This is a genomic window from Stenotrophomonas sp. YJH_SMC_94-11, from assembly GCF_059370435.1.
Genome location: NZ_JCAFTR010000002.1, coordinates 18214 through 30219, shown reverse-complemented (window position 1 = coordinate 30219; position 12006 = coordinate 18214). Strand labels below are relative to the sequence as shown.

Annotated in this window: 9 protein-coding genes; 1 reads left to right on the top strand and 8 read right to left on the bottom strand. The window is 66.5% G+C overall.

Annotated features, from left to right (window positions below; translation table 11 throughout):
* Positions 1 to 6: 6 nt before the first annotated feature.
* Positions 7 to 1566: a PepSY-associated TM helix domain-containing protein gene (locus AC5P74_RS04325; protein ID WP_171957240.1), complete on the top strand. Its 1560-nt coding sequence runs from the start codon at positions 7 to 9 to the stop codon at positions 1564 to 1566.
* Positions 1567 to 1590: 24 nt separating this feature from the next.
* Here the strand turns inward: AC5P74_RS04325 and AC5P74_RS04320 are convergent, their stop codons facing one another.
* From AC5P74_RS04320 to nusA, 8 genes are all read right to left on the bottom strand, one after another.
* Positions 1591 to 1995, bottom strand: a complete 405-nt coding sequence (locus AC5P74_RS04320; RefSeq protein WP_005417880.1) for a VOC family protein — start codon at positions 1993 to 1995, stop codon at positions 1591 to 1593.
* Positions 1996 to 2094: 99 nt separating this feature from the next.
* A complete protein-coding gene (locus tag AC5P74_RS04315) occupies positions 2095 to 3285 on the bottom strand; it encodes a glycoside hydrolase family 18 protein (protein ID WP_053499251.1) in 1191 nt (396 codons plus the stop codon).
* 280 nt (positions 3286 to 3565) lie between these two features.
* Positions 3566 to 5674 (bottom strand): polyribonucleotide nucleotidyltransferase, encoded by a 2109-nt coding sequence (gene pnp / locus AC5P74_RS04310; RefSeq protein ID WP_053499253.1) that lies wholly within the window; start codon positions 5672 to 5674, stop codon positions 3566 to 3568.
* A 151-nt stretch (positions 5675 to 5825) separates the two neighbouring features.
* Complete coding sequence (gene rpsO / locus AC5P74_RS04305) at positions 5826 to 6086, bottom strand: 30S ribosomal protein S15 (protein WP_005417886.1); 261 nt, start codon at positions 6084 to 6086, stop codon at positions 5826 to 5828.
* Positions 6087 to 6259: 173 nt separating this feature from the next.
* Positions 6260 to 7168, bottom strand: a complete 909-nt coding sequence (truB, locus tag AC5P74_RS04300) for a tRNA pseudouridine(55) synthase TruB (RefSeq protein ID WP_053499255.1) — start codon at positions 7166 to 7168, stop codon at positions 6260 to 6262.
* Between the two features lie 107 nt (positions 7169 to 7275).
* Complete coding sequence (gene rbfA, locus AC5P74_RS04295; protein WP_053499257.1) at positions 7276 to 7659, bottom strand: 30S ribosome-binding factor RbfA; 384 nt, start codon at positions 7657 to 7659, stop codon at positions 7276 to 7278.
* 92 nt (positions 7660 to 7751) lie between these two features.
* Positions 7752 to 10400 carry a translation initiation factor IF-2 gene (infB, locus tag AC5P74_RS04290; RefSeq protein ID WP_053499259.1) on the bottom strand — a complete coding sequence of 883 codons (2649 nt, stop codon included), beginning with the start codon at positions 10398 to 10400 and terminating at the stop codon, positions 7752 to 7754.
* 92 nt (positions 10401 to 10492) lie between these two features.
* A complete protein-coding gene (gene nusA, locus AC5P74_RS04285; RefSeq protein ID WP_005417911.1) occupies positions 10493 to 12004 on the bottom strand; it encodes a transcription termination factor NusA in 1512 nt (503 codons plus the stop codon).
* Positions 12005 to 12006 lie beyond the last annotated feature (2 nt).

The window sequence follows — 12006 nt, the reverse complement described above, 5'->3', positions numbered from 1 at the left end:
TCCCCCATGAAGTTCAGTTCGCAGACGCTGCGCACGTTCACCACCCTGCACACCTGGGTCGGCCTGGTCGCCGGCTTCGGCCTTTTCGTGGCCTTCTATGCGGGTGCGCTGACCCTGTTCCATCACGACTTGCCGCTGTGGCAGACCCCGGGCGCAGCCACCGCCTTGCCGGCGGGCCTGGACGATGCGCAGTACCTGCTGGAAGACGTACTGGCGGCACACCCGGAGGCCCGCCGCCACGTTGGCATGACCTTCCCCGGCACCGAACACCCGCAGCCCCTGGCGTACTGGCAGGCCGATGACGGCAGCTGGCGCTACGCCTGGCCGGGCCAGATCGCCGGCAGCCCCTCGCCGCCGCAGACCGGACTGGCAGAACTGGTCAACGAACTGCACTACAGCCTCGGCCTGCCGGTGGCCGGCATCTACGTGATGGGCATCGTCAGCCTGCTGTATGGCATGGCGCTGCTGAGCGGCCTGGTGATCCACCTGCCGAGGCTGTTCGGCGACCTGTTCGCGCTGCGCCCGGGCCGCAACCTGAAGCAGCTGTGGCAGGACGCGCACAACGTGATCGGCGTGCTCAGCCTGCCTTTCCACCTGATGTTCGCAGTCACGGGCGCCCTGCTGTGCCTGGTGTTCGTGCAGATGGCCCTGCTCAATCCGCTGATCTACGACGGCAAGGCGCTGCAAGCGGTACCGACCGCGATGGACACTGCGCCGGTGCGCGATGCCAGCGGGATTCCGGCGCCACCGGGCAGCCTGCGCGTGCTGCATGCGCGCGCACTTGAAGTGGCCCGCGCGCAGGGCGTGGCCAACTTTGAACCGGCCTACCTGAAGCTGGCCAATGGCGGCGATGCCAACGCCACGATCGAGATCACCGGCGAGGCCAGTGGCACCCTCGGCCCGCTTGGTGCCGTGGCATTGGACGTCGCCACCGGCAACCTGCTCGCGTCGCAGCTGCCGGGCCAGCGCGACGCCAACCACGCCACGCTCAGCGCCGCCTACGCGCTGCACTTCGGTGAGTTCGGCAACGGCGTGGTGGTCTGGCTGTACTTCCTGCTCGGCCTCGGCGGTGCGTTCCTGTTCTACTCCGGCAACCTGCTGTGGATCGAGTCGCGGCGCAAGCGTCGCCAGCCACAACAGCCACGTGCCGGTGTGAACATGGCGCGGGCCACGGTCGGCGTGTGCATCGGCCTGTGCGTGGCGATCTCGGTCGCGTTCGTCACCGCACTGGTGCTGGAGCGGCTGGCACCGTCGGCGGTCGACCACGGCATCCGCTGGGCCTGCTTCGGCAGCTGGGCAGCCTGTGCGCTGTGGGCTGCACTGCGCCGCCCCGCGCAGGCCGCGCGCGAACTGCTGTGGGCCGCAGCGATCAGCACTGCACTGGTGCCGGTCCTGCACGGTGCACTCAATGGTGACTGGCTGTGGCGCGCCGCCGCGCGTGGCCAGTGGCCGCTGTTCTGGATCGATGCCATCGCGCTGGCCATGGCCTTCGGCTTCGCCCGCCTGGCCGTCGCCAGCCAGCGCCGCGCCCGCAACGGCGATCCGAACAGCGTCTGGGCGAACTGAAGCGTCGCCGGACACGAGCCGGCGCTACCGCTGCGGGCGCTCTTCGCCCGGGTAACGACTCACTTCGATCAGGTTGCCATCCGGGTCGCGGAAGTACACTGATTCGATCGGTCCCAGCGCACCGGTACGCGCGACCGGCCCCTCCTCCACCACAATGGCCTGCGCCTGCAGGTGTGCCAGCACATCGACCATCACTGTGCGCGTGACCAGGCACAGATCGGCACTCCCCGGCGTGGGTCGCAGCGCATGCGGCTGCAGTGGCGCATTGGCCGGATGCAGGTTGATCTTCTGCTGGCCGAACTGCAGCGCGCTACGTCCCGCGCCGAAGCGTACGACCTGCATGCCGAGCACGCGCTGGTAGAAGTCACAGCTGCGTTCGATGTCGGCGACGGTGAGAACCAGGTGGTCCAGGCGTTCGAGATGGATCATGCGCAAAGCGTAGCGCCGCCGGCGTCATCGCACTGTGCGGTGTCGGGTCGCTGGCGTTGCGGCATGGCGCCGGGCATCGGCCCGGTGCCAGCAGGCGACTCAATCGCCGATGCGCGCCTTCTGCCACGGGCCGAGCATGGCGTTGAGCAGGCTGGCCTGCTCGTCGTCGCCGGTCAGCTCCCACATGAACACTCCGGCCAGGCCCTGCTCGCGGGCGAACTGCGCACGCAGGCCGATCGAACGCGGGTCCTCATAGCTGATGAGGATTTTCTGCCCGGCGTTGTACAGCCACGGGCTCTGCGCCTGCGGCTGCCAGTGTCTGGTCCAACCCGGCTGGTCGAGATAGCGCGCCTTGATCACCCGCCAGTCGCCGGCATCGGCCGGTGCACTGTAGGGCTGATACAGGCCGTCCGGTGCATCGCCGGTGACCTTGAAGCCGCGCCCGTAGAACGGCACGCCCAGCACCAGCTTGTCGGCCGGCACGCCATGTTCACGGTAGTACTGCACGGCGCCGGCCACGTTGTTCCAGCGGCGCAGCTCCGGCGCCAGCGGATCGGCCGGCACTTCATGCAAGGGCGCATTGAAGGTCGACACCGACGAGAAGCCGGTGCCCATGTCGTAGCTCATCAGGTTGATGAAATCGAACACCCTGGCCAGCGCCGGCAGGTCGTAGCTCGCCGCTGGATCATAGGGACCGTCGGTCTGCAGGCGGCCGGCGGCCAACGCGGCGGTCAGCAGCATCGGCTGGCCCACCTTGCGACCGCGTGCATCGAGTGCCTGGCGGAAGGACTGCGCAAGCCGGGTCAGGTTGGCGCGATCCTGCGGGCGATGCGCCAGCTCCTTCGGTCCGCCACTGACCGGGAATTCCCAGTCGATGTCCACGCCATCGAAGCTGCCGGCGTGGCGTTCGAAGAACAGCGCCATGCACGAATCGACCAGGCGCCTGCGGCTGGCCTCGGTCAGCGCTGCATCGGAGAACCCACCCGCGCCCCAGCCACCGATCGAAATCAGCGTGCGCAGGTGCGGATGCGCCTTCTTGAGTTCGGCCAGTGCGGCGAAATTCTTCGGCGCTTCCGCACCGACCGTGCAGCGGCCGTCCTCGATGGTGGAGAACGCGTAGAACAGGTGGGTCAGGCGCTCGGCCGGAATGCTCGACACCGGATAGCGCTCGGCCGATCCGCCAGGGTAGTAGGCGCCGAAGATCGGCGGCTGTGCGGGCGCTGCGTGCGCGGCAATGGGCAGGGCACCGGCAATCAGCACGGCAAGGACGGCCACGGTCTGGCGGAACATGGGATCTCCCGGTTCAAAGGCGCCGTCACGTTAGCAAACCGATGGGGCTGTGGTGCGGATGTCGCGGCATGTCGTCCCATGGACAGGTGCGATCCGTGCAACCGTGACAGAACGATGGCCGCGTGGCGGCGATCATGCACTGCAGCAGGACATGCAGCGACCTGGATGAGCTTCTCTTCACAACATCGAGGCAAAGAAAAAGCGGGCCGAAGCCCGCTTTTTCATTTGCGAAAGCGTGAGGACCAACGGTCCTCACCCACCGCACGATCAGCAGTACCGATTACTCGGCGCTGGCGCCTTCGCCCTCTTCGACTGCCTTCATCGACAGGCGGATACGGCCCTGCTTGTCGACTTCCAGCACCTTGACCTTGACCACATCGCCTTCCTTCAGCTTGTCGCCGACCTTCTCGACGCGCTCGCTGGAGATCTGCGACACGTGGACCAGGCCGTCCTTGCCCGGCAGGATGGTAACGAACGCACCGAAGTCCATGATCTTGGCGACCTTGCCTTCGTAGATGCGGCCCGGCTCGACGTCCGAGGTGATCTGCTCGATGCGGGCCTTGGCGGCCTGGGCAGCGATGGCGTTGACCGACGCGATGACGATGGTGCCGTCGTCCTGGATGTCGATCTGGGTGCCGGTTTCCTTGGTGATGGCCTGGATGGTCGAGCCACCCTTGCCGATCACTTCGCGGATCTTGTCCGGGTGGATCTTGATGGTCAGCAGGCGCGGCGCGTAGTCCGACAGCTCCTCACGCGGAGCGGTCAGGCCGTGGGCCATTTCACCCAGGATGTGCAGACGGCCAGCCTTGGCCTGCTGCAGGGCCTGCTTCATGATCTCTTCGGTGATGCCTTCGATCTTGATGTCCATCTGCAGGGCGGAAATGCCCTCAGCGGTACCGGCCACCTTGAAGTCCATGTCGCCCAGGTGATCTTCGTCACCCAGGATGTCGGACAGGACCACGAAACGGTCGCCTTCCTTGACCAGACCCATGGCGATGCCTGCCACCGGGGCCTTCACCGGCACGCCGGCGTCCATCAGCGCCAGCGACGAGCCGCAGACCGAGGCCATCGACGAGGAACCGTTCGACTCGGTGATTTCCGAAACGACACGGATGGTGTACGGGAAGGCTTCCAGCGACGGCATGACAGCCAGCACGCCGCGCTTGGCCAGACGACCGTGGCCGATTTCGCGGCGCTTCGGGCCCATCATGCGGCCGCACTCGCCCACCGAGAACGGAGGGAAGTTGTAGTGGAACAGGAAGTTTTCCTTGTACTCACCGGCAACGGCATCGATGACCTGGCCATCACGGGCGGTGCCCAGGGTGATGGTCACGATGGCCTGGGTTTCGCCGCGGGTGAACAGCGAGGAACCGTGGGTACGCGGCAGCACGCCAGTCTTCACGGCGATCGGGCGGACGGTGTCCAGCGCACGGCCGTCGATACGGACCTTGGTGTCCAGCACCGAGTCACGCATGGTGCGGTATTCCAGCTCGCCGAATTCCTTCGACAGCTCGGCCGGGTTCCAGCCTTCGGCGGCCACGCGGCCCGCCAGGGCTTCGAACACGTCCTTCTTGATCGCCGAGATGGCGTCACGGCGCTGCAGCTTGTCGCGCACCTGGAAGGCTTCGCCCAGGCGCGGGCCGATGGCTTCCTTCAGCGCGGAGATCAGCGCGTCGTTCTTGGCCGGGGCTTCCCAGGTCGACGGCTTGGTGCCGGCTTCGACGGTCAGCTCGTTGATCGCGTTGATGACCTTCTGCATTTCGCGGTGACCGAAAGTCACGGCGCCCAGCATCACGTCTTCGGACAGCAGCGCGGCTTCGGATTCGACCATCAGCACGGCATTGGAGGTACCGGCAACGACCAGTTCCAGCTGCGAGTCAGCCAGTTCGCTGACGGTCGGGTTCAGGATGTACTCGCCGTTCTTGTAGCCGACCTTGGCAGCGCCGATCGGGCCCATGAACGGGGTGCCGGCCAGGGCCAGGGCAGCCGAGGCGCCGATCAGGGCCGGGATGTCGCCATCCACGTCCGGGTTCAGCGACATGACCGTGGCGATGATCTGCACTTCGTTCTTGTAGTCTTCCGGGAACAGCGGACGGATCGGACGGTCGATCAGACGCGAGATCAGCGTTTCCTTCTCGGTCGCACGGCCTTCACGCTTGAAGAAACCACCCGGGATGCGGCCGCCGGCGTAGAACTTTTCCTGATAATCGACGGTCAGCGGGAAGAAGTCCTGGCCTTCGCGCGCGCTCTTGGCGGCGACGGCGGTGACCAGCAGTACGGTGTCGTCCATCTTGACGATGACCGCGCCGCTGGCCTGGCGGGCGACTTCGCCGGTCTCAAGCGTGACGGTGTGCTTGCCGTACTGGAAGGTTTTGGTGATTTTTGCCACGGAGGGTGTCCTTGGGGATGCTGTCTGCGAATTTGGACCGTCGGCGACCCTTGCCGCCAGCGGGTGGCCGGATCGTTCCGGCCTGAATCGGGGATTGCGGTGCTACAAAACAAAACCGCGGCGCATCGCTGCGCCGCGGGGGATTCGTTGCTTAGCGACGCAGGCCAAGCTTTTCGATCAGGGCCTTGTAACGCTCGACGTCCTTCTTCTTCAGGTAGTCGAGCAGGCTGCGACGGCGGTTGACCATCTGCAGCAGGCCGCGGCGGCTGTGGTGATCCTTCTTGTGGGTCTTGAAGTGGCCGGTCAGCAGTTCGATGCGGGCGGTCAGCAGGGCAACCTGGACTTCCGGGGAGCCGGTGTCAGCGGCGCTGCGCTTGTTGTCTTCAATGACCTTCTGGGTGTCGATCGACATTTCTTTTTTCTCTGTGATGCGTGGCCGGCAGGAACGCGCTTCGCGCACCGCCAGGCTCGCCGTGGACTACGAGGATGAAACCTGCGCGAGGCAGGTTGCCGGAAAACGGCCGCGAAATTGTAACGGCCAGGGGCTTCCGGGACAAGGACCGGGGCTGAACCACCCTGCCCCGGTCAGAGGTTGAAACGGCGCTGCGGGGCCAGCAGGCCACTGTCGTCGACCTGGCCCAGGCCCTGGACAGCATCGTCCGGACCGAACACGGCCACCAGGCCATGCGGCCAGGACGCGTCACGCTGGCGCTGGCCGACGCAGAAGCGGTGGGTCTGCCCGGCATCGAGGTCGACCCGCGGGTATCCAGCCAGGCCGGCTGCCAGCGGCAGCAGCAGCGCGTCCATGCCCGCCTCGTCGCCGGCCTCGGCCATCGCCCGCAACTGGTCCAGGGTGACCATCGCCGGCGCGCGGAACGGTTCGACCCACAGCCGGCGCAGCGCGCTGATGTGGGCGCCACAGCCCAGGCGTTCGCCGAGATCGCGGGCCAGGCTGCGGATATAGGTGCCGGAGCCACAGGTCACGCGCAGGTGCAGGCGCCCGGGCAGCTGTTCGAGCACCTCGATCGCGTGCACCTGGACCTCGCGCTCCGGAGCCTCGATGGCCTCGCCGCGGCGGGCCTTCACATACAGCGGTTCCCCGCCCTGCTTCAGCGCCGAATAGATCGGAGCCCGCTGACGGATGTTCCCCGTCAGTGGCGCCAGCGCAGCCTGCAGGGCCTCGGCGCTGATCACCGGCACCGGGCGCTGCACCAGCACCTGGCCCTCGGCATCATCGGTATCCGTGGTCTGGCCGAGGACGATCTCGGCATCGTACGCCTTGGCCGAACCCAGCAGCAGGCCGGCGATCTTGGTGGCCTCGCCGAAGCATAGTGGCAGCAGGCCGGTGGCCAACGGGTCGAGGCTGCCGGTGTGGCCACCCTTCTCGGCACGGAACAGGCGGCGCGCCACCTGCAGGGCGGCGTTGGAGCTCATGCCGGTCGACTTGTCGAGCAGCAGGATGCCATCCAGGCGGCGGAACTGAATTCGGGTCATGGCAGGAATGTGTAGGGCCGAGCCATGCTCGGCTGCCGCAGCGCGGTCTGCGTCAGACGTCGCACAGCCGGAATGCAACGACGCCGGGCATGCCCGGCGTCGCGCGGTTATTCGTCGTCGCTCGCGCGACGCTTCTCCGCGGCCAGCGTATCGGGCAGGTCGCGCAGGATGTTGTCGATGTGCTCACCACGGTCGACCGAGTCGTCGTAGTGGAAATGCAGCTCCGGCACGTGGCGCAGCTTCATCGCGCGGGCCAGGTCCATGCGCAGGCGGTAGCCCAGCTCCTTCAGGCCGGCCACGGCTTCAGCCGAGCGTTCCGGCATCAGGGCGGTGACGAACACCTTGGCATGGGCCATGTCGCGGGTGATTTCCACGTCGGACACGCTCACCGAGGGCAACCCGTGCTCGCGCACGGCGTTGTGCACCAGGGTGCCGAGTTCACGGCGCAGCTGGGCGGAGACACGGTCGGTTCGATGGAAAGTCTTGGGCACGAGCAGCTCTTGGTTCAGTTGTCGCCCGACCAACGGTCGGGCGCTACAGGTACATGGTAGGGCCCGACCGTTGGTCGGGCCACCTTGCAGCATTACAGGGTGCGCGGCACTTCGATACGCTCGAAGCACTCGATCTGGTCGCCCGGCTTGACGTCGTTGTAGGCCTTCACCGCGATACCGCATTCGGTACCGTTGCGGACTTCCTCGACGTTCTCCTTGAAGCGACGCAGCGATTCCAGCTCGCCCTCGAAGATCACCACGCTGTCGCGCAGCACGCGGATCGGCTTGTTGCGCTTGACCACGCCCTCGATGACCATCGAGCCGGCAACGGCGCCCAGCTTGGAGCTGCGGAAGACGTCGCGGACCTCGGCGATACCGATGATCTCTTCGCGGATCTCCACGCCCAGCAGACCGGATGCCACCTGCTTCACCTGATCGATCACGTCATAGATGATCGAGAAGTAACGCAGGTCGACGCCGTTGGATTCAATGATGCGACGGGCCGAAGCATCCGCACGCACGTTGAAGCCGATGACGGTGGCCTTCGAAGCAGCCGCCGAGTTGGCATCCGATTCGGTGATGCCGCCGACGCCGGAGTGGATCACGTTGATGCGGATGTCTTCGTTGGACAGCGCGACCAGTGCCTGGCTCAGGGCCTGCACCGAACCCTGCACGTCGGCCTTGATGACCAGGTTGAGGACCTGCTGGCCCTCGCCCTTGCCCAGGGTCGCCATGATGTCTTCCATGCGGCTGCCAGCGGTGGCGACCAGGCGCGATTCACGGCGCTTGGTCTCACGCTGCTGGGCAACATCCTTGGCCAGGCGCTCGTCCTCGACCACCACGAAGTCGTCTCCGGCTTCCGGCACACCGGACAGGCCCAGGACCTGCACCGGGATCGACGGGCCGGCGAACTCCGGCTGCTTGCCGGTTTCGTCGAACAGCGCACGCACGCGGCCGTACTGGATACCGCACACCAGGTAGTCGCCCTTCTTCAGGCGGCCCTGCTGCACCAGCACCGTAGCGACCGGGCCGCGGCCCTTGTCCAGCGACGATTCGATCACCACGCCCGAGGCGCGACCTTCGTCGACGGCCTTCAGTTCCAGCAGTTCGGCCTGCACCGACACCGCGTCCAGCAGGTCGTCGATGCCCAGGCCGGTCTTGGCCGAGATCTCCACCATCTGGATGTCACCACCGAACTCTTCGGCCACGACCTGCTCGGAGAGCAGCTCGTTCTTGACCCGCATCGGGTCGGCACCGGACTTGTCGATCTTGTTGATCGCCACGATCAGCGGCACACCCGCCGAACGGGCGTGCTGGATCGCTTCCTTGGTCTGCGGCATGACGCCGTCGTCGGCAGCAACCACCAGCACCACGATGTCGGTCAGCTTGGCACCGCGGGCACGCATCGAGGTGAACGCGGCGTGGCCCGGGGTATCCAGGAAGCTGATGACGCCCTTGGGCGTCTCGACGTGGTAGGCGCCGATATGCTGGGTAATGCCGCCGGCTTCGCCGTGGGCAACCTTGGTGCGGCGGATGTAGTCCAGCAGCGAGGTCTTGCCGTGGTCCACGTGACCCATGATGGTGACCACCGGCGGGCGCTGTACGGCTTCGCCCTGGTTTTCACCGGTCGAAGCCAGCAGCGCGTCTTCGGCATCGTTGTCGTTGGCACGGATCGCCTTGTGGCCGAGTTCTTCGGTCACCAGCGCAGCGGTGTCGTGGTCGATGGACTGGGTGATGGTCGCCATCACGCCCATCTTGAACAGCGCCTTCACCACCTCGCCGCCCTTCAGCGCGAGCTTCTGCGCCAGGTCGGCCACGGTGATGGTCTCGCCGATCGCGACTTCACGCACGACCGGTGCAGTCGGGCGTTCGAACGCGTGCGGACCGGCATTGTTGCCACCACGCGACATGTCGCGACGGCCACCGGACTGGTTGCGGCCACCCGGACGTCCACGCGAATTGCTGTTGTTGCTGTTGCCACGACGCGCACGGTCGGCGGCCGACAGGTGCATCTGGCCGGCGAAGCGGTCGCCCGGGCCACGCTCGTTGCGCGGCGCGCTGCGGTTGTTGCGCTCGTCGTTGCGCGGCGGCGGCGGCGGAGCACCACGCGGCGCAGCCGGGGCGGCGGCCGGGGCGCGCGGCGGGCGCGGCGCGGTTTCGTCGATCGGAGCACGCTTGGGCTTGCTGGCGGCCAGTGCCTCGGCCGCCTTGGCCGCAGCCGCAGCTTCCTCGGCGGCCTTCTTCTCGGCCTCGGCGCGTTCCTTGGCGGCAGCCTCTTCCTCACGGGCACGGACGATGGCCTCGTCGCGCAGACGATCCTTCTCGGCCAGGGCCTGCTGTTCGGCGAGGTTGCGCGCACGCGACTCTTCCAGCTTGCGCAGGATGTCGGCGCGCTCTTCGTCCGGCGTCATGGCGCGAGCACCATCCTTGACGTAGGTACGCTTCTGGCGCACCTCGACATTCACGGTCGTCTTGCTGCGACCGGAATTGACCGTCACTTCCTGCTGCTTCCGGCGGTTGAGCGTGATCTTCTTTGCAGACTGATCGGTCTCTTCCGGGGCCTGCTCGGGCTTGCCGTGCGAACGACGAAGGAAGCCCAGGAGCTTTACCTTCTCGGAGCTGGTCACGACCTGGTCGGGACCGCTGAACTTCATGCCGGCACCGGCCAGCTGTTCCAGCAGTTTTTCGACCGGCGTGTTGACCAGTTCGGCAAGCTTGCGGATGGTGGTTTGCTGCGACATTCGGATCCTATGATCTTGTGGGCGCCCCCCCGCATCTGGAGGTGGCGCGGATTCTACGCCCTGAGCGGCTCAGGGCCCTGTTCATTGCCGGCTCATTCGCCGCGTTCCAGTCGGGCGATCTCCTCGGCACGGGCGGCCAGGATCAGCGCAGCGGCGCGCGCCTGATCCAGTCCTTCGATGCCGAAGTCCATGACCTCGTCGGCGGCCAGGTCGGACAGGTCCTCGCTGGTACGCACGCCGTGGCCGGCCAGCGCATATGCGGTGGCTTCGTCCATGCCCTTCAGGGACAGCAGGTCCTGCGCCGGCTGGCCGTCTTCAAGGCCTTCCTCGACTGCCAGGGCCTCATTGAGCAGCGCATCGCGGGCACGAGCGCGCAGCTCTTCGACGATGTCCTCGTCGAAACCTTCCACGGCCAGCAGTTCGCCGACCGGGACATATGCGATTTCCTCGACGGTGCCGAAGCCTTCGCTGACCAGGATGCCGGCGATTTCCTCGTCCACTTCCAGTTTGTCCATGAACAGCTGGCGGGCGGCAGCCTGCTCGGCCTCCGACTTGGCAGTGACCTGGTCCTGGGTCATCACGTTGAGCTGCCAGCCGGTCAGGCGGCTGGCCAGGCGCACGTTCTGGCCGCCCTTGCCGATCGCCTGGGCCAGGCGGTCTTCGGCAACGGCCAGGTCCATCGAGTGCTTGTCCTCATCGACGATGATCGACTGCACTTCGGCCGGAGCCATCGCGTTGATGACGAAGTTGGCCGGGTTGTCGTTCCACAGCACGATGTCCACGCGCTCGCCATTGAGCTCGTTGGACACGGCCTGCACGCGCGAACCGCGCATGCCGATGCAGGCACCGATCGGATCGGTGCGCTGGTCGTGGGCCAGCACGGCGATCTTGGCGCGGTCGCCCGGATCGCGGGCGCAGGCCTTGATTTCCACCAGGCCCTGGCCGACTTCCGGCACTTCCAGCTTGAACAGCTCGATCATGAACTCCGGCGCGGCGCGGCTGATGAACAGCTGCGGGCCACGCGGCTCCGAGCGCACTTCGGCCAGGTAGCCGCGCACGCGGTCGCCGGCACGCAGCACGTCGCGCGGAATGCCCTTGTCCTTCGGAATGAAGCCTTCGGCATTGCCACCGAGATCGACGTAGATGTTGCCGCGCTCGGCGCGCTTGACCACACCGGTGATCAGCTCACCCACGCGATCCTTCCATGCATCCACGACCTGCTGGCGCTCGGCTTCGCGCACGCGCTGGACGATGACCTGCTTGGCGGCCTGGGCAGCGATGCGGCCGAAGTCCGGGTTCTCGATCTGCTCTTCGATGTAGTCGCCGACCTCGACGCCTTCGGCCTCGTCGACGGCGTCCATCAGGCGGATCTGGCGATCCGGCGATTCCATGACCACGTCATCGGCCACCACTTCCCAGCGGCGGAAGGTTTCGTAGCTGCCATCCTTGTGGTCGATGACCACGCGGGTCAGCACTTCCTCCTCGGGATAGCGCTTCTTCGCTGCCGAGGCCAGGGCGGCCTCGATGGCATCGAAGATCACTTCACGCGGCACGCCCTTCTCGTTGGCGACTGCGTCGACTACCAGCAACAGTTCCTTGCTCATTG